A 23903-nucleotide genomic window follows, 5' to 3' on the forward strand; every position below is an offset into this window, starting at 1 on the left:
AGTGCGAGTTGCACCATCGATCTGCAGCGGCGGTCCTGCGCGTCGGCACCGATCCAAGCAGTTGCCTTGGTAACGTCTTCCGGCTCGAATTGCAGATTCCAAACTTTGCAGGGATATCCGAGAATTCGCACGCGAATTTCTCGACCCGTACCCGCTCAAAGAAGGCCTTCAGGCCAAATATGCTCAGCGAGACATTCTTGTCCCGAGCATATGAGCTTATCAATAAGCCATATTTTCGCATTAGAATTTCTGAATACTGACGTAATGCTATCGTACCAACCGAGATCGTGTGGCCGACACACAAGATGCTCAACCAAGCCGGACGGTATCTCGTCTCGTTCATGCTGATCCACAACGATCACGCATGGCGCCATCACGGCGGCCCGCCTCCGACTCTCACCGCGCTGCAGGCCCTCGTCGGATCCAGCGCCCGTCAGACCGCCGCCTTCGTGGCGACGTTGAAGGCCGCCCGTTTCGTCACTGTCGAATCAGATCCCGACGACGCCCGTCTGAAGTGTCTGCGGGCGGCTCCTCCCCTTGTGGCCGAGATCGGTCGGTCCGGACGTCTCTTCGTCACGACCATGGACAGACTTGCAGATAGGCAGCCGGCCCTTGCCGGGGCACTGGCCGAGCCCTAACGCCTCGGCGAACTCATCTATCGATCGGCCTGCCACGTTCTGCGGCACGGCATGCTGACCGAGCCGTTCCCGCGGGTTTTGCGGCTCACGAACCGGGACTGCGGCTACCCCCTGCTGATTGCGGCCGTCGGCGCGCACTATGCGGCCTCGGTCCCGGACGCACCGGCGGCGATGCCGCTGAGCCTGCGCGCGCTGTCGGATCGTCTAACGGTGTCCCGCGCGCATGTCGGCAATCTGCTGCAGAAGGCCGAAGCGGCCGGATGGATCCGGACCGACGGCCGCAGCCTCACGTTTCTCGATCCCTCGCTGCTGGAGGAATTCGAACTCTGGGCTGCCTGCCAGATGGTCTTCTACGACGATCTGGCCGCGAGCATCTGCGCCAAGGCGCACGGGCAGGGGGCGGCGCGCGCGTGAACGGAGGCGAGCAGGGGTGGGCCTCGCGCCCGTCTCGCTTGTGTTCCGGCGGCTCCGGAGATACCTACGGGGTGCACCGCGCCGTGAGAGCTTCCCGCGTGGGCCGCCGATAGGAGAGACGAGCCTTGGCCAGAGCCGGCTCAGCGCCCGAGACCGCCCGCGCCGCAGCGACGGCGCCGTGGTCGCGCGCGTGCCGCGCCGGGCTTGCTCTTCCGCTTCTGCTTACCCGCCCCTGAGGGCCGTCCGGGCGCGCGCCTGGGCCTTCAGGGGAGATCTTCCATTCGCGAATCCGCCCCTTCGGGCACCACGCCGCACCGCGCCGAGAGCCGGGCGGCCCGCGACAGGGTAACGCCATGACTTCGACCACCAGCACCACTTCGGCCCGCGACCGCATCGTGATCTTCGACACGACGCTGCGCGACGGCGAGCAATGCCCCGGCGCCACCATGACCTTCGACGAGAAGTTGGCGGTGGCCGAACTCCTCGACACGATGGGCGTCGACATCATCGAGGCCGGGTTCCCGATCGCCTCGATCGGCGATTTCGAGGCGGTGTCGGAGATTGCCCGACGCACGAAGCGCGCGACCATCGCGGGGCTCGCCCGCGCGATTCCCGCCGACATCACCCGGGCGGGTGAGGCCGTGCGGCACGCCCGGCGCGCCCGGATCCACACCTTCGTGTCGACGTCGCCGATCCACCTCGCGCATCAGATGCGCAAGAGTCAGGACGAGGTCGTCGAGATCATCCTGAAGACCGTGGCGCAGGCTCGCGACCTCGTCGAGGACGTGGAATGGTCGGCCATGGACGCGACGCGCACGCCGATCGACTACCTGTGCCGCTGCGTCGAGGCTGCGATCAAGGCCGGCGCCACGACGATCAACCTGCCCGACACGGTAGGCTACGCCACGCCCACCGAGTACCGCGACATGTTCGCGAACGTCCGCGAGCGCGTGCCGAATGCCGACAAGGCCGTGTTCTCGGTCCACTGCCACAACGATCTCGGCCTCGCGATTGCCAACTCCTTGGCGGGCATCGAGGGCGGCGCCCGGCAGGTGGAGTGCACGATCAACGGCATCGGCGAGCGGGCCGGCAACGCCGCGCTCGAGGAGATCGTCATGGCGCTGCGTACCCGCGCCGACGTGCTGCCCTACGAGACCGGGGTCGAGTCGACGATGCTGACGCGCGCCTCGAAGCTCGTGAGCCACGCCACGAACTTCCCGGTGCAGTTCAACAAGGCGATCGTCGGCCGCAACGCCTTCGCGCACGAGAGCGGCATCCACCAGGACGGCATGCTCAAGAATTCCGAGACTTACGAGATCATGACTCCGGCCTCGGTCGGCCTGACCAAGACCTCCCTGGTGATGGGCAAGCACTCGGGCCGGGCGGCGTTCCGCTCGAAGTTGGAGGATCTCGGCCTGCACCTGTCCGACAACCAGTTCCAGGACGCCTTCGAGCGGTTCAAAGCGCTCGCGGATCGCAAGAAGCACGTCTACGACGAGGACATCGAGGCGCTGGTCGACGAGAACCTCGCCACGGCTCACGATCGGATCCGTCTCGTCTCCCTGTCGGTGATGGCCGGAACGCGGGGACCGCAGCGCGCGACCCTGCGCCTGGCCGATGAGACCGGCACGCGGATCGAGGAGGCCGAGGGCAACGGTCCGGTCGATGCGGTGTTCAACGCGATCACGGCCCTGGTACCCCATCAGGCGCAGCTGGAACTCTATCAGGTCCACGCCGTGACCGGCGGCACGGACGCGCAGGCGGAGGTCTCGGTCCGCTTGCGTGACGGCGACCGGAGCGTCACGGCCCGCGGTGCCGATCCGGACACGCTGGTCGCGTCCGCGAAGGCGTATCTCTCGGCGCTGAACAAGCTCGCGGCCCATGCCGTGCGCGTCCATGCACAGCATGCCGCCGCAGAATGAGAAAAAGCTGCCGTCGGGGGTGGACAGTCCCCGGCGGCGTTGGTATCAGCCCGCCACCCCAGCGGACTTGGTGGCCGCCGGGCGATCGCAACAGCGATCGGGCGCATAGCTCAGTTGGTAGAGCAGCTGACTCTTAATCAGCGGGTCCTAGGTTCGAACCCTAGTGCGCCCACCAAAACTTAGCCGCTGCGACGCTCCTTGATGGGGCTCTGATTAGACATCCTTCACATCACTGGTTTGAAAACGCTTCTGCTGAAGCATGGCAGCAGACTTGCCATGGCCACGCTCTTAGCCATCTGCGGGCTGCCAAGGCCGCCGATCACGAGATCAACGACGCGGGGGAAGCGGCGCTGCCGACCTCGCTCTAGAATTGCAAGCGGCGCGAACGGTCCGTTCTCGCTGAGCCGCTGCGCACGAACCCCCACCCAGCCTAGGCGCTGCACACCGACAAGCCGGGAGATAACCCGACCACGATCCGACCCGCAATTCCTCGTCGTAGCGGCCAGAGAGCCGTTGATCGGTCCTCGAAGGCTCAGGGCGCGCTGACTTGGTCGTAGCAGATTGCGCGCGAGATGACCTTGATGGCGCCGCAGCGTGCCTCAGGTCGTAGGGAGTGGCATGTGGGCTTGGGCCAGCGTCGATCCGCCCTGTGTGAAGCGGCGAGCGCTGCATCGCGGCGACCATCCGCCCGTCCGGCGGGGGTGGTCGAGACGCGGGGTGCAGGATGGTTTTAGCGATGAGCAAAGCGAACGCGAAGGCAGCCGCGCAGACCGCCACGATCAGGCCGCGCGAACGGGCGCCTGACAACTACGACCCCCACTTTCCCATCCGCTCTCCCGCGTCCGGCCGGGCGATATTCGATCGGGCCGGCAGGGAGACCTACGATCCTCATTTCCTAAGTCAGCGCCGCGCGTAAGTTCCGCCGATCCGGAACTTCGTCTGCTTTCGCGACATAGAAACGTCGAGGAGCGGAGGTTCTCATGTCAGAGATTGGGATCTCGCAGAATGACGACGGCCTCTGGACTGTGTCCATTCCGGGCTTGATCGTCACCGACCTGACAAAAGAGGCGGCTGAAGCGTTTGTGGCGGTCTACCGGCGGGTCGGCGGCGCGGGCTGAAGCGTCCGCGTCAGCCCCCGTCATGCGGTTGCAGCCGCGCGCTGCCGACGACGATCCGGACGTTCCGACGAAGACCTGCGATCCTTGAGCTAGAGGTCCGTGAACAGCGGCGCGATGATGGCGGTTCGACGGAGGTCCTTGACCTTCGGGCCATCGACCGGGCAGGGGTGATCGGTCACCCCGGTGCTGGTTCAGCGATCCCCCGTTCGCGTATTGTGCGCGTTCGGCGTGGCCGTAGCGGCGGCGCCAGCGTGGGACGGGTGTCTCGGGCAAGAAGCGGAATGACTGCCACTGCTCTCGCCGTAATGATCGCCGGCGTTCTGGGCGCCTTCGGCACCATCGTGTTCGCGGTCGATTGGGTGCCGGGCTCCGTCGTCGGGCTGGCGAACCTGCCCAGCAAGCGCGTGATCGGCCTGTGGCTCTACAACGGCGTGCTGTGCCTCGCCCTGGCCGCCTGGCTTGTATGCACGTTCTTCTGCACCGTTGACGGTTACGATGACATCCCGGCCGTGCGCGACAGCTACTGCCGGCCACAGATCGCCACGCGCGCGTGACCCGATAGGTAGGACACCGTGAGCCGACCGCATCAGATCAGGCCGACGATCGGCCTTCGGCACCCGTGCCAAGGTAGGCTGACCCAGGCTCCCGAAAACCCTGCGCCTGCGTGAATTCGGATGGGCGCTGCGGGCAAAGCCGCAGACCGGTCATCCGCGGCGCGCTCCTGAGCAGGACCGATCGACGAAGCCGTGCGCGGCAGTCGGAGCCGCGCGTGTCGCTGCCGATCAGCCGGCGGGAGCGGGCGCCACCGCCTCGGGCAGATCGAACAGGAGGCAGGTCGTGCTGGCGGTCGCGACGAGGCGGCCAGACGAGTCGCTGAGGCGACCTTCGGCCACGGCTTGGCGACGGCCGCCGTGGACGACCTGTCCGACCGCGGTCAGGACACCGGACCTCTCGTTGGCCGCACGCAGGAAGTTCATCTTGAACTCGAGCGTCGTGTAACCGCGGCCGACCGGCAGCGTGGAATGCACGGCACAGCCCATGACGCTGTCGAGGAGCGTGGCCAGGGAGCCACCGTGTACGGAGCCCAGCGGGTTGAAGAGGTACTCCGCGGCCGGCATCCGCATGCTTGCCGTACCCCGATCAACCGACACGATTTCGATACCGAGCAACTGGATCGCGGGCGGAGGTGGGATTTCTCCGGCCAACAGCGAACGCAGGAAGTCGAGCCCCGCAACATTGTGCCCCGCCGCAGCGATCACATGGGGATCAACCCACTCAACGGTTCTCCGCCGTGCAGAGGCAGGCGACTTCGAAGACGCTTCGTCGGTCATCGGTGGACCTCTTGGGATTGCCGGTGGAGCAGCCCCAGAAGACACGACCTACGAGCGGCGTCGCCGATCCGCAGGTTCTAATTTTAATGTCGTTCATAATCTATAATGGTGCAGCATACAAGCTCATTTGCGCTGTGCAGGCAGGGTCTCCGGACGATCCGCCTGACGCTCGAGCCCATGCGTTTCAGGATGCCACGGAGGCCTGGGCCGCCTCCAGAAGCTCCTGCGCCAGCGCTTCGTCATCGACGGCGCGCGCGAGGACGACGGCGCCGACGAGCGTGGACATCGTCGCGAGAGAGCGTTGCCGACGCCGCTCCTTCGATGCCTTCGGCATCAAACCGGCGATGGTGGACGCCAGTCGCTCGACGCCTTGCGTGAACCGGCCCCGGACGAGGCTGCCCGAGAGCTCACGGGAAACGTCGTTCGCGAGCGCCGCCAGCGGACATCCCTTGCCCGGCGTCCGGACATGGCCGAGAGAGAGGTAGTTCGCGACCATGGTGTCCGTGCCCCCCCGGTCTTCGGTGAGCGCCGCATCGAACGCCTCGGCCGCCAGAGCATCCTTGTTGGCGAACTGGCCGTAGAAGCCGCCATGGGTCAGCCCGGCGGCAGCCATGATGTCCACCACCCCGATACCGTGGAGTCCGCGCTCACGGAAAAGGGCTGCGGCGACTTCGACGACGCGCTGCCGGTTGATCCTGGCCTGTTCCTGCGAAACTCTCGGCATGGCCTGATCCCTCGACGTTCCTGCCACCAATATAGATGCGCGCTGTCATCTAAAAAAGGAGCATCCGATCAGCTCTAGGCGGAAGCGATCCCGCGACGGCGACAGGCCGGCCTGCGCGAGGGGGCGAAGCGCAGGCCGGTCGCCGTACCGCGCGCTCACCGGTGAGCGCGCGATCTTGGAACGCCGCGAAATCGCGACGTGAACCCATCTGCGGCGGCTCTCAGGCTCCGGCCCGATGCGGCATCGTCTCCGGCCCGGCCGGAGCGTCCTTCCCGCGCGGTTTGCGCGCCACCCGGAACCAGAGGGCGTAGAGCGCGGGCAGGAACAGTAGGGTCAGAAGCGTCCCGACGCCGACGCCGCCGATCAGCACGTAGGCCAGCGCGCCCCAGAACACCGAGTGGGTGAGCGGGACGAACGCCAGCATCGCGGCCGCGGCCGTCAGGATCACAGGACGGGCCCGCCGCACCGTCGACTCGACGATGGCCTCGTAATCCGACAACCCCGCCGCGCGGTCGTGGTGGATCTGATCCACGAGGATCAGGGTGTTGCGCATCAGGATGCCTGACAGCGCGATCAGTCCGAGGATCGCGTTGAAGCCGAAGGGCTGGTGGAAGGCGAGCAGCGTCGGGACGGCGCCGACGAGGCCGAGCGGCGCAGTCGCGAACACCATGAACATTGTGGTGAACGCGCGGACCTGCAGCATGATGACCGTCAGGGTCACGATCAGCATCAGCGGGAAGACCGTCACCAGCGCTTTCATCGCCTTCTCGCTCTCCTCCACCGAACCGGCCGTGTCGATGCGGTAACCCGGCGGCAGCTTCGCCTTGATCGCGGCGAGTTCGGGGACGATCTGCGCGTGGATGTCCGGCGGCTGCTTGCCGTCGATCACGTCGCCCTGCACGCGGATGTAGGTCTCGCGATTGTAGCGCTTGAGGACGGCATCCTCGTTGCGGCTCTCCAGGTGCGCAACCTGGGACAGCGGGACCTGCCGCCCGTCCTTCGTGGCGAGCGTGAGATCGCCGATGTCGCCGAGGGAGCGGCGTTCGGGGCCGGGGCTGCGCAGGAGCACGTCCACGGCGCGCAGATTCTCGCGGACCTGCGTCGCCGGCGTGCCGTTGAGGTAGCTCTGCAATTGCTGGCCGGCCTCCTTCGGCGTCAGGCCGATCAGGCGCAGACGCTCCTGGTCGAGGGCGAGGTGCAGACTCGGCGTCCGGTCGCCCCAATCGAGGTGGACGAGGCGCATGTTGGGATTGGCCATCATGACGTCGCGCACCTCGGCGGCGATGCCGCGGATGACGTCAAGGTCGGACCCGACCACCCGGAAGGCCACGGGGAAGCGGACCGGCGGCCCGAACACGATCTGCAGCACGCGCACCCGCGCCTCGGGAAAGCGCCCCTCATCGACGAGCTGGCGCATCTTCCCTCGCAGCACGTCGCGGGCCTGGGCGTCGGCGGTCTGGACGACGATCTGCGCAAAGGCGGGATCGGGCAGTTCGGGATCGAAGGAGAGTACGAAGCGCGGCATCCCCTGGCCGATGTAGCTCGTGATCTCGCGCGCCTCGGGCAAGCTCCGGACGGCCGCCTCCACCTTCCGGACGCTGGCCTCGGCGGCGGCGAATGCCGACCCCGTCGGCAGCGTCACCTCGACGATCAGTTCGGACCGCTCGGAATTCGGGAAGAACTGCTTCTCAACCTTGCCCATGCCGACCGCGGCCGCGGCAAACAACGCCACGGTGATGCCGGCCGCAATCCACTTGTGATCGACCGACATCCGCACGATTCCGCGGAGACGTTGATAGTTCTTCGTCGCGTAGATCGCCTCGTGGCCGCCCTTGACGCGTTTGATGTCCGGCAGGAGCTTGACGCCAAGATATGGCGTGAAGGTCACGGCCACGATCCACGAGACGATCAGCGAGAAGGCCACCACCCAGAAGATGTTGCCGGCATATTCGCCGGCCGTGGAGGCGGCGAAGCCGACCGGCAGGAAGCCCGCGATCGTGACGATCGTGCCGGTCAGCATCGGCGCGGCGGTGGCGCTCCACGCGTAGGTCGCCGCAGAGATGCGGTCGGCGCCTTCCTCCATACGCACCACCATCATCTCGATGGCGATGATGGCGTCGTCGACGAGGAGGCCGAGTGAGATGATCAGGGCGCCGAGCGAGATACGGTCGAAGTCGCGGCCGGTGACCATCATCACCACGAACACGGCCGAGAGGGTCAGCGGCACCGCCAGCGCCACCACGATCCCGACCCGAAAGCCCAAAGCCACGAGGCTGACGAAGATCACGACCGAGAGCGCGGTGAAGAACTTCACCATGAACTCGTGGATGGCATCCGCGATCACCTTCGCCTGATCGGTGATCTTGATGAAGCTGATCCCGGTCGGGAGTTCGTGATGGATCGCGACCTCCTCGGCGTTCAGCGCCTCGCCCAGGCTGAGGCCATTGAAGCCCGGCTTCATGACGACACCCAGCATCAGGGCCGGCTCGCCGTCGTTGCGGATCGCGAAGGCTTTCGGATCCTCGTAGCCGCGCTTGACCTCGGCGATGTCGCCGAGCTTGAGGCTGCGGTCGCCGGCTGCCACCGGCAGGTTGCGGATCGCGTCGAGACCGTCGATGGCGCCGTCGAGGCGCAGGTACACGCGCGGTCCGTCTGTCTCGATGAAGCCGGCCGGCGTTACGTCGTTCTGGTTCGCCAGCGCGGCCAGCAGTTGCTGTCCGGTGATGCCGAGCGTGGCCAAGCGCTGATAGGAGATCTCGACGAAGATCTTCTGCGCCTGCTCACCGAGGATGTTGATTTTCTCGACGCCCGACACGCGCAGCAGCCGCTGGCGCAGGTCCTCCGCGCGGAGCACGAGGTGCCGGTGCGGCAACCCTTGCGCCTGGAGCGCGTAGAGCGCGAAATAGACGTCGGAGAACTCGTCGTTGAACAGCGGCCCCAACACGCCGCGCGGCAGGCTGGAGGCCTGGTCGGACAGCTTCTTGCGCGCCTGGTAGAACTCCGACGGGAGCTTCGCCGGCGGCATGCTGTCCTTGAAGAACAGCTTCATCAGCAGCAGGCCCGGACGAACCGTCGTCTCGACGCGGTCGTAGTAGACAAGTTCCTGCAGGCGCTTCTCCAGCGGATCGGCGACCTGCCGCTGCATCTCGGCGGTGGTCGCTCCGGGCCAGGCGGCCGAGACCGCCATCGTCTTGACCGTGAAGGTCGGGTCCTCCGCCCGGCCGAGCTTTTCGAAGGCGAAGAACCCGGCCGCGGTGACCGCGAGGAGGAGGAACAGCGTGACGGCGCGTTCACGAACCGCCAGGGCCGAAAGGTTGAAGCCGGAGACGCTCATCGATCGACTCCGATGATGCGCACGGCCGCCTGCCGGACCTTCTGTCCGGCCTTGAGCAAATGGGCGCCGAGCGCGACGATCTGGTCGCCCGGGTTCAGACCTGAAACGACCTCCGCGCTCTCCGCCGAGAGGCGCGCGACGGCGACCGGCTGCGCCGCGATGGTTTGCGTCTCGGCGTCGTAGCGCCACACGGCCGAGCCGCCGCCCTGGTCGAACAGGGCGCCGAGGGGGATCGACACCGACGTCGTCGGCGCTGCCTGAGCCGGCTTCAGCCGGAGGGTGACGGTTGCCCCGAGCGGCGCGCTCTCGCCGCCGCCGAGGAGAATGTAGCGGGCCCGGTAGGTGCGGGTCGCCGGGTCTGCCGTGGCCGACAGTTCCCGGAGCTTGGCCGGATAGGTCGTCTCGCCCTCGGCGTAGAGCGTTGCCGATGCCGTACCCTGCGCCAGGCCGCGGCTCCCTTCGGGCAGGAACACCTCCGCCTCGCGGGCGCCGTCACGGGCGAGCTTGACGACCGTCTGACCGGCGGCAACGACTTGGCCGGGCTCGCTCGGCACCTCCATCACCACGCCGTCGGCATCGGCCTGGAGCTCCGAGTAGCCCGCTTGGTTGGCGATCTGGCTCGCCTGCGCCTCGGCGTTGGCAAATTGGGCAATGGCCGCATCCGCCGCGGCCTTGTTCTGGTCGTAGGTCTGCTTCGACGTCCAGCCGTCGCCGACGAGCTTCCGGCTGCGCTCCTCGTCGGCTTTGGCCTTGATCATCTGCGCGCGGGCCGCCGCGACCGAGGCGCGGGCTGCGTTGAGCGCCAGGGTGAAGTCGGTCCGATCGAGGCGCATCAGCGGCTGCCCGAGACGCACGTGGTCGCCCGGATCCACGAAGCGCTCGAAGATCTTGCCGCCGACGCGGAACCCGAGGTTGCTCTCGGTCCGGGCCCGGACGACGCCGGTGTAGCGCGCGACGACCCCTTCCGCAGGCGCGACCGCGATGGTCTGAACCAGCGGTGGCTCCGGCGGGACAGCGGTCTCGGCCGGCGAGCATGCCGCCAGGGCCAAGCCGGCGAGCCCGATCACCCATCTCGCGTCCATTAACGTACTCCGTCTCTGCCGAGCGGTCTTAAAAATTATGACTATCATCTATTGGCCTAGGCCGGCGCCGTCAACGGCTTGCGCGGCGCGGACTGAAGATTCGCAGAGTGGCTGGGGGCGGTGCTCAGGGTGCCGACGCCGCCCCGCGGACAGAACCTCAGCCGGCGACCCGTTCCAATTGGCAGCAGGGCCCGGCGCGGTTCAGCCCAGACACAGCTCGGAGATCCAGTCCGCGGGCGAGCCGTCGGCCGTTCAGCGCACCGGGGCGATCGGCAGCATTGCTTATCGGTTGTTAAATGATCCCCCGTACTTGTGACCCAAGCGGCCACGGAATGCTTTTATTCGGCTGCTTAGAGGGCGTCGTGTCGCTACAAGCTGTCTCCATCCGCACCAAGCTGGTGATCGCCTTCTCGATCCTGACCGTCTTCGCGGTCGGCCTCGGGGTGCTTGGGCTGGTCAGTACGTACAAGCTGCGCGAGCAGTCTCTCCAGATCGAAGAAAATTGGCTGCCGAGCATCCGCATCCTGGGTGAGATCGACACCCTCACGGCCCGCAGCAGTGGCCTCCTGTTGCGGCACACACAAGCCACCGACGCGACACTTCTGGCGAGCATCGAGAAGGACATGGAAAGCTTCGACAAGAAGCTGTCCGACAAGATCGCGTCCTACCGGACGATGATGAGCTCCGCCGACGAGCGGACTCATTACGAGACGTTCGCGCGTGAATCCGAGATGTTCAAATCCGTTCGCAACGACGTCGTTGATCTCTCGCGCGGCGGCCACAAGGCTGAGGCTTACCAGCTCTACGAGACGAAGGGCCTGATCCCGCGTCGCGCCGCGTCCAAGGCGCTGGAGAAGCTGATCGCGATCAACAACGAAGGCGCCAAGGACGCGCAGGCGCAGAGCAAGGCCGTCTACCAGGAGACTTGGACGGTCAGCCTTGTGGCGATCGTCCTCGCCCTCGGCCTCTCGATCCTTTCAGGCGTGGTGATTGTCCTCGGGGTCACCCGCGGCATCGCCTCGGTCGTGCGGCCGATGCAGGCCCTGATCGCCGGAGACCTGTCGGCGGAGATCCCGCATCGGGGCGCGAAGACCGAGATCGGGACGATCGCGACCGCCGTCCAGGTGTTCAAAGACGGTCTCATCCAGATGAAGTCCCTGGAGGCGGAGACCGCGCAGGCGCGACTGGCTGCGGAGGAGCAGCGCAAGGCCGGGATGCGCGAGATGGCCGACCGGTTCGAGGCTGCGGTCGGCGGCATCGTCGGCCAGGTCTCGGCCTCGGCCACCGAGCTGCAGGCCACGGCGGGTGCGATGTCGGCGCTCGCCGGCCAGACCTCGGCCCAGTCCGGCACGGTCGCGGCCGCCGCGGAAGAGGCCGCCAGCAACGTCAACACGGTCGCGGCGGCGGCCGAGGAACTCGGCTCCTCCGTGCAGGAGATCGGCCGGCAGGTGCAGGGCTCGTCGGAACTCGCCCGGGTCGCGGCGGCGGAAGCCGACCAGACCGGCGCGCTGGTGCAGGAGCTGAACACCGCCGTGGCCAAGATCGGCGACGTGGTCGGGCTGATCGCCTCGATCGCCGGCCAGACCAACCTGCTGGCGCTCAACGCCACGATCGAGGCAGCCCGCGCGGGTGCGGCCGGACGCGGCTTCGCGGTGGTGGCCTCCGAGGTGAAGGCGCTGGCCGAGCAGACCGCGCGGGCGACCGGCGAGATCTCGGGGCAGATCGCGCGCATCCAGGGGGTGACGGGTCAGGCGGTAGGGGCGATCGGGGCGATCACGGGCCGGATCCGGGAGATCAACGGGGTGGCGGCGGGCATCGCGGCGGCGGTGGAGGAGCAGGGCGCGGCCACGCAGGAGATCGTGCGCAACGTCACGCAGGCGGCGGCCGGCACCGGCGCGGTGACCGGGACCATCGCGGGCGTGGCGGGCGCGGCGGAGGAGACCGGGGCGGCGGCGAGCCAGGTGCTCGGCGCGGCCTCCGAGCTGTCGCGCCAGTCCGAGCACCTCGCCGCCGAGGTCGGGCGTTTCCTCGGCACCGTCCGCGCCGCCTGAGACCCTGATCGAAAGCGCACCCGGCCTATTCCAACGGGTCGAAGACGTCATCCGTGAACTGAGCCCGATTGCGCGGCGGTCGGGCTCAGCTTCGAGCCCCAGCTTTTGGTCACGCTCAAGACCCAGGTGGCGCGAGGCAGGATCGTCGCGTACTCGGATCCATAACCACCTGCAGTTTCAAGGTTTATTTTAGTCAGCCGCCTCATCGCCGCTTAACCGGCCTGTATTCGACCTCTGGTCCTTTCGAAGTAGAAAGGCACAGTGGCGCCCGCTTCGTCCCGCACGCGTTCGGATACGGTGTTGCTCAAGGCTTTGGCGTTTCTCGCCGGACTCGGCTCGGCAGCCTGCGGCCTGATCGGCCTGCGCGAAATCCTGCTGCTCGTCTCGGGGTACGCATCTGTCTCGGGCGACCGCATCGGACCTGCCGTCGCCTGTCTCGGTTTCAGCCTGAGCCTCGGAATTGTCGCCGCGCGGTTGCTGCGGAGCCGATGATCCGTGCACACGCTCAAGACACCGACGACTCGGTGTGCCGGAGCACGCCGGCCCGCAAAGCTTGAGCTTACATCGGGGTCATGCCGCGAAGACAATCGCGGAACCGAAGGAGACTTCCCATGACCGCTCTCGCTCGCCTGACCCTGGCCGCCGCTGTCGCCGCGGCAACCGTCGCGGTGCTCGCCGGCACCTATGTCGAGGTCTTGGATCGCGCGCTGCCGATGCACTTCGTCTGACGATAGAAGATGCGCGCTCGACAGAAATCGGTTTCTGATCGGACACAGGGGCACCGCAATGGGCCGCCCCGATCCTCAGGCTCGGCCTACGGCTATGTCTGACGCCTCGCCGAAGACCGATGCCGGAGCGGTCAGCGCTTTTGCGGGCTCGGAGCGGATTGATCGGTCTGCGGCTCCATCTTGGTCGAGTCAGGCTTGGTCGGCGCGTTGTTCTGGGCCTGCTTGTCGTCGCACGCCGAAACGCCGAGACACAGAAGTGCGAGGACGACCACATATCGCTTGATGGGCATGACACCTCCGTGGCGGTCAGATTCGACGCGAGGACACACTGCCACGCGTCCGAAAGGTTACGGATCCAGAGCGTTTGGCCCAGCATTCCGCTGACCGCGCTCCGCCCGGCCTGGGTCGAGCGGAGCGTCTCCCGGCTCACCGGAGCCTGAAGACGGTCGTTCGTCGCGTCAGCGGCTTCCGGCGCCCGGCTTCGAGCCGGAACCGGCATCGTTCGCACCCGTGCTGTTCGTGGTCCCGGAGCGGCTCAGCGAGCCGCTCGACGGGCCGCTGCCGTTGGCGCCGGGCGTCGACCCGGAGCCGGCATCGTTCGGGCCCGTGCTGTTGGCTGTGCCGGATCGGCTCGTGCCTCCGCTTTCGGCTGCCAGGGCGGGCGCGGCGGCAACGCTGAGGCCGACGACGGCAAGCACAATGAACTTCATGGCGTGTCTCCCTGTATTGCCGACCGCTGATCGAGAAGCGTCGCAGTCGGTCTTCCTGGGAACACCGATTCAGGACGGCTGTTCCTGATGCGAGACCCGGACGACAGAGACACGCTTCTCGCATGCTGATCCTTATAGCCCTGGCCGCGATTGCGGCCGGCATCCTCAACACCGTCCAGACCGGCGCGAATGCGAGCCTCAACAAGGCACTCGATCAGCCGATCCTAGCGGCCTTGATCGTGGCGTTCACGAACGCCTTGATCTACCTCCTCGCCGCACCCTTCCTCGGGCTCGACTGGCCGGGCGGGTCGCGCATCGCGGCTGTCCCCTGGTGGGCCTGGCTCGGCGGCGCGATGGGCGGCAGCTACGTCCTGGCGATGATCCTGCTGGCCGACAAGCTCGGCGCAGCGATCTTCACAGGCCTGACCGTCACAGCCGCGATCGTCGCCTCCCTGGTCCTCGACCATTTCGGCTGGCTCGGCTTCGTGCAGCACACGGCAGGCCCCTGGCGTATGCTCGGCGGCGTGCTGATGATCGGCGGCGTCGCCCTCATCTCACTCACCTGACAGCTGCGCGGTCCGATCGTTCTAAGACGATGAGTCCGGCTGTGGCGCTTCATCGGGCTTCGTCGGCGGATCCTGGGCCTGTGCGTCCGGCATGCGATAGCCGCGCTCCCAGGTCCGGTGCGCCTCCGATCCGGCGGGATAGGGATTTGCGGTGATCGGATCGCCGCGGTCCCGGGCGTGGCGGCCCTCGTCGCTGATCGCGGTCGGTGAGCGGGACGAGAGCGGCACGGTGGAATCCTGCCCGAGGCGTCAGCGGATGACCGGATTTTGCCCGGCCTGTGATTGGGACTGGGCACCTGTGACGCGCCAGACGATGCCCCCCGCATCGTCCGCGATCAGCAGGCCGCCATGCGTGTCGACGGCGAGGCCAACCGGCCGACCGCGGGCTTGCCGGTCCGCGTTGACGAAGCCGGTGACCACATCCTGGGCCTTGCCGGCCGGCTTTCCGTTCTCGAACGGGATGTAGACCACCTTGTATCCGTTCAGCGGATCCCGATTCCAGCTACCGTGCTCGCCCACGAAGGCGCCGCCCTGATAGGTCTGCGGCAGACCGGTCCCGGAATAGAAGGTCATCCCGAGCGGGGCCACGTGCGAGCTCAACGAATAGTCGGGCATGATCGCAGCAGAGACCAGTTCCGGGCGCTGTGGCATCACGCGGGGATCCACGTGGCTACCCCAATAGCTGTAGGGCCAGCCGTAGAAGCCGCCATCTTTCACCGAAGTCATATAGTCCGGCACGAGATCGGGCCCCAGCTCGTCCCGCTCGTTGACGACGCACCACAGCGTCTTCGTCTGCGGCTCGAAGGTCAGACCGTTCGGGTTGCGCAGGCCGGTCGCGTAGAGCCGGTGTGCGCCGGTCGCCCGGTCGATCTCCCAGATCGCCGCCCGGTCCTTCTCCTCGTCGAGCCCATTCTCCGAGACGTTGCTGTTCGAGCCGACGCCGGCATAGAGCTTGCTCCCGTCCGGGCTTGCCGTCAGGCTCTTTGTCCAGTGATGGTTGATGTGCCCCGCCGGCAGCTCGGTGAGCTTGACGCCCGACTCGGTGATCTGCGTCTCGCCCTCCTTGTAGGGGTAGCGCATCACGGCATCGGTGTCAGCGACGTACAGATCATTGCCCACCAAGGCCATGCCGAAGGGTGAGTTCTGCTTATCGAGGAGCACGGAGCGCTGCTCCGCAACACCGTCGCCGTCGGCGTCTCGCAGGAGCGTGATCCGCTGCCCGGGCGTCTCCGCGGAATGGGATTTCCGCTCAAGCCACCCCATGATGATCTCCTTGGGGCGGTTGACGGGCGGGGTTGGGCCGCCGCTTTCCGCCACCAGGATGTCACCGTTCGGAAGGACGAGAATGGAGCGCGGATTCTTGAGACCCGTAGCCAGCGCCTTGACCTGCAGGCCAGCCGCGACCTGCGGCTTCTCGCCGTCCTTCCAGCCGACCGCGCTGGAGACGTGCATCGGCGGCAGCAGGTACTGGTGGAGCTCCGGAAGCGGCGGATTCGGTCCGATCTGCGTTTGCGGGTCGATCGGGTCGGGGCCGCAGGCGGAGAGGGGCAGAAGCACGCTCGCGGCGAGCACCCGTTGAAGGCGCGTCATGCCCGCTCTCCCGACTGGACGCCGACGCCGTAGCGATGGACCAGGGCCGCGCCGTTCCAGCCGGTCACCAAGAGGATGAGCACGACGAGCGCCGAGAGGATCAATCCGGTCGGCACCACGGACGTGTAGGCGTCGCGGCTGTGCACGAAGATGTTGATGATGCTGAGCACGAGCGCGACTGCATTGCCGCCGGCATGGATCCAGGCGGGACGAAGCCTGCGAATGCCGCGATCTCCGAAGAAGTCGATCAACCCCGCAACGACCGCCAGACCGGACACGATCAATCCGACACTCAGGAGCCAGGCGGAGAAGTTCGCCCATTGCATGTTGGCCGTGTACCAATAGGCGATGTCGGTCACCAACGTCCCGACGAAGCACACGACCGGGATGGGAACCAGCATGGCGTGGATCGGATGATGCCCGATCCGGGCCGTCGATCGCGGATGTGTCTCGACCAAGCTGAATTCCTCGATACGCGAAGGCGTCGCGGGCAGATGATCTACCGTCCGGTCGGGCTAATGTTCCCGGCTGTCGATGGCGGTTCGGCCGGTCCCTTCCGGCGCAGCTGGGCACGCCGCGACTGGTCCGGATCGAACCCGTTGGCTCGGGACTTCGGGCTACTGGCGGCCGGCGCCTGACCGCCACGCTTGCGTCGGCGATGCGACGCACTGAACATCTAGGATCCCGCGAGTTCGGCCGCGGTTGACCTTGCACCGAGGCCCGCGGAGAACACCCAATGTTGGATATGAAGCGTCACCGCCCCGACTGTCTGGAGCAGCCTGCCACGGTGGGCCGCCTGAGGACCGGCGCGCTCGCAGACGCTTCCGCGGACCCGACGCAATCATGTGGCGCTACAACGCCTCCGCGGTGGTCGACACGGCGTCTTCTCACAATACCGGGGCTGTCTCAGAATCGCGCCGGAACGGCCTGAACGGCCGACGCGGAGATCACCGGTGCGCGCGATCTGCCGACCACTCACGCCGCACCGAGGCGCGCAAGGTCGCTCTGGCAGATCTCCGCCGTACCCTTGGGCCGGGCTCAGTGGGACCGGTCGGTTCGGTCCGATGCACGGCCGTGCGTGCTGTGCGTGTGATGGCTGTCCCGCTCGCCGCCCCCGCCGGAAACGTGGGATTTCGAGTCGCTGGTAGGAGAGCCGGGGGCCGGCCCGCGATGCTCCTCGGCTTGCGGCTTCGAGGCGTCCTGATGGCTGCTGCCCGGGCCGCCGTGATGACGGTCCGCCGCCGGAGTCTTCTTCGATGTGCTCATTGGGATCCTGCTGCTGCGTGATCGCGCGCCCGCCTCTGCGCAGTCCCGGCCTCTCGAAGCCTGCAACGCAGGTGGCAGGGTCCAGGCCCGGCTACGCGGTAAGGACATCGTCCAGACCTCCATGGGCAGGCCCTGGCGCCATCGCGTCGGACGCGTCCTAGGCCAACCGGACGGTCCACTACAGGGTTCCTGACCGGGAGCCGCCCCGCCGAACTAGGTCGACGAACGCGACGACTTCAGTTCTGTCGCATCGACGGGATGTCGGGGCGTTCGTCACGCGCTGCTCGGGCGGCAGGATCGGACGGCGACCGCCCCAGCGCGCGCGTCAGGCCTCGGCCTGCCGATAGGGGCCCGGATCCGCCGAGGACCAGTGATGCCAATCCGGCAAGGTAGAGAAGATCGGTCTCGAAGCCGGGCGGTCCGAACTGCGCTCCGGCGGGGGTGATCGCCTGCAGCTTGATTGAGCTGAAGCCGAACTGCCAGTGGACCGTGAACATCGCCGTGAGAAGCACGGCCGCCATCGGCAAACTGGCCAGAGGCACGAGCGCACCGATCAGCACACAGAAACCACCAACGATCTCCACGGCAATCGTCAGGACACCCATCAGGTACGGGAGCGGGACGCCCATGGCGTGCAGGATCGATGGGAAAGCGTCCAATCCCCGGGCCGCCTTGGCAAGCCCATGCTCGAGGAAGCCGTATCCGACGATCAGGCGGATCGGCAGCGGCGCCCATCGCGCGAGCGCGGGCCGGTGACTGCCCGAATCCTGCCAAGCGCGGCCGATCCATCCGTCCGTGACCATCTTGAGCGTCTCCGGTTGCCAGAGGCGCGACACGGCACACGCGCTTGGGCGCCCTGGGTCCTCATGGTTCGCCCGGTCCGGCAGGATGGTTTCATTCGCCGGCTGCGGGCCGCGCGATCGCCGCACGATTCGTCGAGACGGACCTGGAACGCCTGCGGACCGTCTCCATTGAACCGCTCGAGTTCCGCGGAGCAGGACGGGTGGCGTGGCGAAGAATGCGGAACGAGCGGCCTGGGCGGCTGTGGCGACCGGGATTGTCGCCGTTGGACTATTTGCCTGGTCGCGCACCTCCGGCATCAGTGTCCAAGCCCGGCTGATCAACGATGTCGTGTTGCCGTTAAGCGGCATGAAGCGCAGGGCAGGCGGCGGTCGCGACTTGCGCCGTCAGATCGCGCTTCACCGGCGCGTGGAGCCGGCACGTCCCTCGGCTCGCCTGCACCGCAAGTTCGCCATCGACACGTTCATGGTCGATGGCGTGGAGGTCTTCCAGGTGCGGCCACGCGTCGGCGGGTCTGATGCCACGATCCTGTACTTGCATGGCGGCGCCTGGGTTTTCGACGTGCTCGCACCGCATTGGTGGATCGTCGAGGCTGTCATCGACCGCACCGGCGCGCGAGTCGTCGTGCCGCGCTACCCGCTCGCTCCCGAGAGCACGTGGCGCGAAACGTATGCCTTTCTCGATCGGCTGCTCGACTCGCATCTCATCACAAGACGTGATCGCCTGATCATCGCGGGTGATTCCGCGGGCGGTTGCCTGTCGGTGGGAATGGCCCAACGGTTGAGGGCACGGGGCGGCGCCCTGCCGGCGGGGCTGCTGCTGTTCTCGCCCGCGCTGGACCTGACCTTCTCGGATCCGCGCGTTCTCGCCATCGAACCCCATGATCCGATGCTCGCAGTGGCGGGCTGCCGGGCGGCGGGGCGTCTGTGGGCCGCCGGTACGCCGCTGAACGATCCGCAGGTCAGCCCGCTCTACGGTCCGCTCGACGACCTGCCGCCGGTGGCGATCTTCACGGGGACGCGCGATCTCCTTCATCCGGACGCTACGCGGTTGCACGAACGTCTGGCGCGTGCGGAGACGTCCGTTGCGCTGCACAGCTATAAAGACCTGTGCCACGTCTTCGTCGCCGCGCCGATCCCGGAAGCGGCCCGCGCCCTCGACCAGGCCGGCCTCTTCATCCGCGACTGCCTATCGCAGGATCGGGCCTGACCGGCTGCCGGCGGCACTGCCGCTCGGTTAGCGTCCCGTATAGCCCGCCGCCGTCGCAGCCTCCTTGAGGCGCGCGAAGGCGGTTGCGTAGCGCTCGCGCAGGAAGGTGGCATTCGGCGGGATGCGGGACGGGCAAAGGTTGTCCTCGGTATCCGACATCTTCACCAGGAGCGCCGCGAGATCGCCGGCCTCGATCAGGCTGGCGATCCGCTCGGAATAGGCGATACGGGCCTGCGGCTTGGTGAGGATCAGCACGGTCCGGATCACATCCGAGCCGAATCCCGCGGCCCGCAGGTCGGCGGGCGTGCGTGGCGTGTCCTCCAGCACATCATGCAGCAGCGCGGCCTGCATCACTCGCATCGGGTCGATCTCCAGTCCGTCGACCAAGCGGGCGTGGCCGGCACGGGCGAGGGCGGCGTTCGCGACGCGTTCGAGGTGTCGCATGCAGGGTTCGCCGCCCTTGTCGAGCTGGCCCGCATGCGCGGTCAGGGCAAAGGTATGAGCATCGAAGATCGTCGGCACGCTCCCCTCCACGGGATGCGCCAGTAATTCCGGCGTCGCTTCGGTTTCCGGAGGAGAAAAGTCATCTCTGCAGGCCGGCGTTCCCGTAAGGTTACGGGCACCTGCGGATGCGGTGCCTTCTGTCACTCGGCGACCGGCGGCATACCGCATTTCGAGGATGCCGGGTCATGGCGATCCGTCAGAACTTATTATCGGTGTCACTATTGCCCAAGTCGCAAAACATCGCCATCTCTTGTCCTAAGTACGGACAAGCGGCGAATCGCAGTCCAGGATTAGGCCAATGGCGTCCGTTACAGTAGAGAAGCCGCTCGATGTCGGTGGGCCGATCAGCCGTCGGGCCGCCGCGCTGGCCAACGTGAAGTGGTTCCGCGCCCTCGCGTCGCGGGCGCTGCGCGAGGGTGGCCCGCAGGCCGAACTCCGCGCCGCGAACGCGCGAGCGGCCGCCCGGATCATCATGCGGCAAGCCAAGCGGGAAGCCATCGTCGCCCGTATGACGCGGGCGGCGCTGGAGGCACAAGTCCAAGCGTGACCGGTCTGGCTGCCGCGGCGCCCTGACGGCGTCCAGGCAGCGGCCGGGCGCAGCGTCGATCCGCTCCCGGCTCTGGATTAGCGTGTCCGCGGATCAGCGCTTGAACTTGCCGTCGTACTTGAACTCGGGGGCGGACTTCAGCTGGTCCTTGCTGGCCCCGATGATGGCCTTCCACTTTTTGGCATCGGCGTCGTAGCCGAGTGCGATCGAGGCAGGCGAGACCGCCACATAACGCTCGCCCATTCCGAGGAAGCCGCCGACCGAGACGATGTAGCCGGTGAGCTTCTCGTGATCGATCACGAGGTCCTTGATCTCACCGACGGTGTTGTTCTGCGCGTCCGTGACGGTGAGCCCGATCAGGTTGTAGCTCAGCACGGCATCCTGCGGGACGGTCTCGAACTTCGGCGCGACTGTCGGGGGCGCCTCGTTGGCGGAAAGGGCCGGTCCGGCCAGGGCGGCGACAGCAAGGGTAGCGAGGACGAGGCGGCGCATGGCGATCTCCAGTTCCCGGAATGGGTGGCTGGAAAGCCGGGAGCCTGTGCGATCGTTCCGGTTGCTACCCGAAATGTTAATGCCCGGAACATGGAACCTTTGCACGCCTGATGGGCAGCGGCAAATCGGTTCGTGATCCCATTCCAGATCCGACGACCGTATTGATCGAAAGCCTGGACAGATCGGCCGCACGCCGCGCCATCGTCCCTGGCTGGCGCGCGCGAGCCGGGGCATGTCGCTCGCAGGTTTGGAGGCGGGAGAGCGATGGTGGCCGAGAGTTCGGGCGCGACTTCGTCCGCGGCGAGCAGTCCGGGCGCATGGATCGACGGCCTGATCGGCGTCTCCATCTTCAGCGCATCGCTCGTGGCCACGCGCCTCGCCTTGACCGGCATGGACGCGCTGTTTCTCAGTGCAGCGCGGGCGGCTCTGGCGGGGCTTGCCGGAGCGAGTGCCCTGCTCGCCTTCCAGCAGAAGCGGCCGAGCCGCCGTGATGTCCCGTCGCTCGTCATCGTAGCCTGCGGTGTGGTGGTCGGCTTTCCGCTGCTGACCGCGCTGGCCTTGCGGACAGTCGGCGCCGCGCACGGAACGGTCTTCGTCGGCCTGCTGCCGCTCGCCACCGCGCTCTTCGGCGCCCTCCGTTCGGGCGAGCGTCCGTCTTTGGCCTTCTGGCTTCTGTCGCTGGTCGGCGCGCTGATCACGGTGGGCTTCGCGGCGCGCGGGCTCAACGGCCCGCCGGGCCCCGGCGACAGCCTCATGCTTGCCGCGGTCCTGGTCTGCGGCCTCGGCTATGCGGAAGGCGGGGTCCTGGCGCGCCGCCTCGGCGGCTGGCAGGTGATCGCCTGGGCGACAGTGCTGTCGCTGCCGTTGAGCCTGCCCCTGGCGCTGGCCCTGAGCCCGGCCGACCCGGCCGCGATCCCGATGCCGGCTTGGGCCGGCCTCGCCTACGTGGCGCTGTTCAGCATGCTCATCGGTTTCGTGTTCTGGTACCGGGCCTTGGCGCGGGGGGGCATCGCGACCATCGGTCAGCTCCAGCTGCTCCAGCCTTTCCTCGGGCTCGGCATCGCGGCCCTCGTGCTCGGAGAGCGGATCGAGCCCGCGATGATCGGCGCCGCGATCGCGGTCGCGGCCTGCGTCGCGCTGGCGCGGCGCCTGGCCTGAGGCGTCGGCCGGCCGTCTGGCGCCCTCAACCGGACTTGGCCACGACCTCGATGTCGCGGTCGAGACCGCTCTCGACCTTGAACTCGCGCGTGTAGACCTGCCCGTCGTGGCGGGCGATCAACACGTAGTCGCCCTCGGCCAGCGTGACCTGCGGGAAGGCACCGATGGCCTCGCGGATCGTGTCGCCGCCGGGCGTCAGGACCGAGAAGGCGGTTCCGGCGAACGCCTCCGCGCCGGCTGCGGCCACGAGCTTGAGGGTCACGGTGGCGGCCCGGTGGTTCAGGGTCGCCTCCGTCACCTTGCCGTTCTCGACCCGAAGATCCGCGCGCTGGATCGCGTTCGACTCCCCGTAGGTGGACACCACGTGATAGGTGCCCTCGGGCAGGCGGAGCAGCTCGCCGGTCTTGATTCCGGAGCGCACGAGGCGGCCCTCCGAATTCGTCCCCACCGGCACGAAGACCGAGAACAGGACCTGCGCCGGCGGGATTTTCTGGTCACCGACGGCGCCCGACAGCTTCAGCGCGCCGGCCGCGACGCGCAGCGTCTCGGTGGTGGGTTGGCCTCCCATCACGATGCGCTTCGAGGCGCTGGCGAAGCCGTAGGTCACGGTCGCCACGTAGGTGCCGGGGGCGAGGGTAAAATGCGGCTCCGCCTCGGCCGAGCGGGCGACGATCGACGGCTTGGTGCCGTCGCCGCGATCCTCATAGACGCGCCACGCGAGCCCCTGCCGAAGCGGGGTCCCGGGGCCCGACAGGAGCGCGGACAGCGAGAGCTGCGCGTCCGGCTCGGCGGACGGAAGGGCAGGTGGTAGGTTCGGGGTCGTGATCGAAGGCGAGGGCAGGGGCCCGCCGAGGCGATCCTGGAATAGGTCCTGCTGCGCGGCCGCGGGAACGATCAGGGGCAGCGTGACGAGCATGGCCAACGCCATCGCGGCAAGCCTCACGCACATCGCTCGGACCCTCTTCGACCTTTTCCGTGGCTCGGCCGCCGGGCCGCACCGCAGATCCGCACAAAAGCCCCGAGGCTTGGTCGGCGGATCATCTGATAATGCCTCTGCATCCGGACCATGGCGACGGCAAGGCCGCTCTTCCACCGGCGGCTCGCGCATGCCACATCCCGATCGGGACCCGATACCGGGACGGAGCGCATGACCGCCACCCTCGACCTCCTGAAGACCCGCCGCTCCGTGCCGCCGCCGCTGCTGGACGGCCCGGGTCCGGACAGCGCGCAGCTGGAGACGATCCTGACAGCGGCCTCGCGGGTGCCGGACCACGGCAAGCTGGCGCCCTGGCGCTTCATCGTGATCGCCGGCGAGGCCCGTGAGCGGCTCGGCGAGATCATCGCCCAGACCTACGCGGCGGACAATCCGGAGGCGGCGCCCGAGCGGCTCGCACAGGAGCGCAGCCGCCTGACGCACGCGCCCCTGGCGATCGCCGTCGTGTCGCGGGCGGGACCGCACGTGAAGATCCCCGAATGGGAACAGGTCCTCTCCGCGGGGGCCGCCACCATGAACCTGGTCATCGCCGCAAACGCCGCCGGCTTCGCCACCTCCTGGTTGACGGAGTGGTTCGCCTACGACCGTCGCGTGCTCGACGCGCTGGGCTTGTCGCCGACCGAGAAGCTCGCCGGGTTCGTGCATATCGGTCGGGCCCGCGACGTGCCGTCCGATCGTCCGCGACCGGCGCTCGCCGACATCGTCACGTATTTCTGAGGGGCTT

26 protein-coding genes and 1 tRNA gene are annotated in these 23903 nt (G+C 67.5%); 13 read left to right on the plus strand and 14 right to left on the minus strand.

Features of this window, described 5'->3' with window-relative positions:
* Window positions 1-305 precede the first annotated feature (305 nt).
* The 6 genes from AC3WSN_RS01615 (at window position 306) to AC3WSN_RS01640 (ending at window position 4646) form a co-directional block, all read left to right on the plus strand.
* Entirely contained in the window at window positions 306-638 is a 333-nt protein-coding gene (locus AC3WSN_RS01615) for a hypothetical protein (RefSeq protein WP_492535888.1), read from the plus strand.
* Window positions 639-689: 51 nt separating this feature from the next.
* Window positions 690-1052: a helix-turn-helix domain-containing protein gene (locus AC3WSN_RS01620; RefSeq protein ID WP_492535890.1), complete on the plus strand. Its 363-nt coding sequence runs from the start codon at window positions 690-692 to the stop codon at window positions 1050-1052.
* Between the two features lie 353 nt (window positions 1053-1405).
* Window positions 1406-2974, plus strand: coding sequence for a 2-isopropylmalate synthase (locus AC3WSN_RS01625; protein ID WP_492535892.1), 1569 nt, complete (start codon window positions 1406-1408; stop codon window positions 2972-2974).
* Between the two features lie 99 nt (window positions 2975-3073).
* Window positions 3074-3149, plus strand: a tRNA-Lys gene (locus AC3WSN_RS01630).
* Between the two features lie 805 nt (window positions 3150-3954).
* Window positions 3955-4092: a hypothetical protein gene (locus AC3WSN_RS01635; RefSeq protein ID WP_492535893.1), complete on the plus strand. Its 138-nt coding sequence runs from the start codon at window positions 3955-3957 to the stop codon at window positions 4090-4092.
* 281 nt (window positions 4093-4373) lie between these two features.
* Window positions 4374-4646 (plus strand): hypothetical protein, encoded by a 273-nt coding sequence (locus AC3WSN_RS01640; RefSeq protein WP_492535895.1) that lies wholly within the window; start codon window positions 4374-4376, stop codon window positions 4644-4646.
* A 228-nt stretch (window positions 4647-4874) separates the two neighbouring features.
* Here the strand turns inward: AC3WSN_RS01640 and AC3WSN_RS01645 are convergent, their stop codons facing one another.
* The 4 genes from AC3WSN_RS01645 to AC3WSN_RS01660 form a co-directional block, all read right to left on the minus strand.
* Window positions 4875-5423: a PaaI family thioesterase gene (locus AC3WSN_RS01645; protein ID WP_492535896.1), complete on the minus strand. Its 549-nt coding sequence runs from the start codon at window positions 5421-5423 to the stop codon at window positions 4875-4877.
* A 184-nt stretch (window positions 5424-5607) separates the two neighbouring features.
* Window positions 5608-6147, minus strand: coding sequence for a TetR family transcriptional regulator (locus tag AC3WSN_RS01650; RefSeq protein WP_492535898.1), 540 nt, complete (start codon window positions 6145-6147; stop codon window positions 5608-5610).
* Between the two features lie 220 nt (window positions 6148-6367).
* On the minus strand, window positions 6368-9481 hold the full coding sequence (locus tag AC3WSN_RS01655; protein WP_492535900.1) for an efflux RND transporter permease subunit: 3114 nt from the start codon (window positions 9479-9481) through the stop codon (window positions 6368-6370).
* A complete protein-coding gene (locus tag AC3WSN_RS01660) occupies window positions 9478-10563 on the minus strand; it encodes an efflux RND transporter periplasmic adaptor subunit (protein ID WP_492535902.1) in 1086 nt (361 codons plus the stop codon). The genes AC3WSN_RS01655 and AC3WSN_RS01660 overlap by 4 nt, the downstream gene beginning before the upstream one ends.
* 362 nt (window positions 10564-10925) lie before the next feature.
* Between AC3WSN_RS01660 and AC3WSN_RS01665 the strand changes: the two genes are divergently transcribed.
* Both AC3WSN_RS01665 and AC3WSN_RS01670 read left to right on the plus strand, forming a co-directional pair.
* On the plus strand, window positions 10926-12614 hold the full coding sequence (locus AC3WSN_RS01665; RefSeq protein WP_192707129.1) for a methyl-accepting chemotaxis protein: 1689 nt from the start codon (window positions 10926-10928) through the stop codon (window positions 12612-12614).
* Between the two features lie 297 nt (window positions 12615-12911).
* A complete protein-coding gene (locus AC3WSN_RS01670; protein ID WP_192707130.1) occupies window positions 12912-13106 on the plus strand; it encodes a hypothetical protein in 195 nt (64 codons plus the stop codon).
* Between the two features lie 367 nt (window positions 13107-13473).
* On the opposite strand, the gene AC3WSN_RS01675 is transcribed toward AC3WSN_RS01670, so the two are convergent.
* Window positions 13474-13632 carry a hypothetical protein gene (locus AC3WSN_RS01675; protein ID WP_192707131.1) on the minus strand — a complete coding sequence of 53 codons (159 nt, stop codon included), beginning with the start codon at window positions 13630-13632 and terminating at the stop codon, window positions 13474-13476.
* Between the two features lie 168 nt (window positions 13633-13800).
* Window positions 13801-14052 carry a hypothetical protein gene (locus AC3WSN_RS01680; RefSeq protein ID WP_192707132.1) on the minus strand — a complete coding sequence of 84 codons (252 nt, stop codon included), beginning with the start codon at window positions 14050-14052 and terminating at the stop codon, window positions 13801-13803.
* A 122-nt stretch (window positions 14053-14174) separates the two neighbouring features.
* Between AC3WSN_RS01680 and AC3WSN_RS01685 the strand changes: the two genes are divergently transcribed.
* The gene (locus AC3WSN_RS01685) at window positions 14175-14618 is read left to right on the plus strand and encodes a DMT family transporter (protein ID WP_492535904.1); all 444 of its coding nucleotides are present in this window, start codon (window positions 14175-14177) and stop codon (window positions 14616-14618) included.
* A gap of 21 nt (window positions 14619-14639) precedes the next feature.
* On the opposite strand, the gene AC3WSN_RS01690 is transcribed toward AC3WSN_RS01685, so the two are convergent.
* The 5 genes from AC3WSN_RS01690 to AC3WSN_RS01710 form a co-directional block, all read right to left on the minus strand.
* On the minus strand, window positions 14640-14846 hold the full coding sequence (locus tag AC3WSN_RS01690) for a ribosome modulation factor (protein ID WP_492535906.1): 207 nt from the start codon (window positions 14844-14846) through the stop codon (window positions 14640-14642).
* A gap of 21 nt (window positions 14847-14867) precedes the next feature.
* Entirely contained in the window at window positions 14868-16208 is a 1341-nt protein-coding gene (locus tag AC3WSN_RS01695) for a PQQ-dependent sugar dehydrogenase (protein ID WP_492535907.1), read from the minus strand.
* Complete coding sequence (locus AC3WSN_RS01700; protein ID WP_492535909.1) at window positions 16205-16609, minus strand: DUF2231 domain-containing protein; 405 nt, start codon at window positions 16607-16609, stop codon at window positions 16205-16207. The genes AC3WSN_RS01695 and AC3WSN_RS01700 overlap by 4 nt, the downstream gene beginning before the upstream one ends.
* Window positions 16610-17246: 637 nt before the next feature.
* Window positions 17247-17474, minus strand: a complete 228-nt coding sequence (locus tag AC3WSN_RS01705; protein WP_492535911.1) for a hypothetical protein — start codon at window positions 17472-17474, stop codon at window positions 17247-17249.
* A 236-nt stretch (window positions 17475-17710) separates the two neighbouring features.
* Entirely contained in the window at window positions 17711-18277 is a 567-nt protein-coding gene (locus AC3WSN_RS01710) for a DoxX family protein (protein WP_492535913.1), read from the minus strand.
* A gap of 205 nt (window positions 18278-18482) precedes the next feature.
* Between AC3WSN_RS01710 and AC3WSN_RS01715 the strand changes: the two genes are divergently transcribed.
* Window positions 18483-19484 carry an alpha/beta hydrolase fold domain-containing protein gene (locus AC3WSN_RS01715; protein ID WP_492535915.1) on the plus strand — a complete coding sequence of 334 codons (1002 nt, stop codon included), beginning with the start codon at window positions 18483-18485 and terminating at the stop codon, window positions 19482-19484.
* Between the two features lie 27 nt (window positions 19485-19511).
* On the opposite strand, the gene AC3WSN_RS01720 is transcribed toward AC3WSN_RS01715, so the two are convergent.
* Entirely contained in the window at window positions 19512-20006 is a 495-nt protein-coding gene (locus AC3WSN_RS01720; RefSeq protein WP_492535917.1) for an HD domain-containing protein, read from the minus strand.
* Window positions 20007-20286: 280 nt separating this feature from the next.
* Between AC3WSN_RS01720 and AC3WSN_RS01725 the strand changes: the two genes are divergently transcribed.
* On the plus strand, window positions 20287-20535 hold the full coding sequence (locus tag AC3WSN_RS01725) for a hypothetical protein (protein WP_192707138.1): 249 nt from the start codon (window positions 20287-20289) through the stop codon (window positions 20533-20535).
* Window positions 20536-20628: 93 nt separating this feature from the next.
* Here the strand turns inward: AC3WSN_RS01725 and AC3WSN_RS01730 are convergent, their stop codons facing one another.
* Window positions 20629-21027, minus strand: coding sequence for a PRC-barrel domain-containing protein (locus AC3WSN_RS01730; RefSeq protein ID WP_492535918.1), 399 nt, complete (start codon window positions 21025-21027; stop codon window positions 20629-20631).
* 264 nt (window positions 21028-21291) lie between these two features.
* On the opposite strand from AC3WSN_RS01730, the gene AC3WSN_RS01735 reads away from it, so the two are divergent.
* Window positions 21292-22185 (plus strand): DMT family transporter, encoded by an 894-nt coding sequence (locus tag AC3WSN_RS01735; protein WP_492535920.1) that lies wholly within the window; start codon window positions 21292-21294, stop codon window positions 22183-22185.
* 25 nt (window positions 22186-22210) lie between these two features.
* On the opposite strand, the gene AC3WSN_RS01740 is transcribed toward AC3WSN_RS01735, so the two are convergent.
* Complete coding sequence (locus tag AC3WSN_RS01740; protein ID WP_492535922.1) at window positions 22211-23134, minus strand: RgsD C-terminal domain-containing protein; 924 nt, start codon at window positions 23132-23134, stop codon at window positions 22211-22213.
* A gap of 198 nt (window positions 23135-23332) precedes the next feature.
* Between AC3WSN_RS01740 and AC3WSN_RS01745 the strand changes: the two genes are divergently transcribed.
* Window positions 23333-23896, plus strand: a complete 564-nt coding sequence (locus AC3WSN_RS01745) for a nitroreductase family protein (RefSeq protein ID WP_492535924.1) — start codon at window positions 23333-23335, stop codon at window positions 23894-23896.
* Window positions 23897-23903 lie beyond the last annotated feature (7 nt).

This window comes from Methylobacterium sp. FW102-HT35C08 (assembly GCF_058790235.1).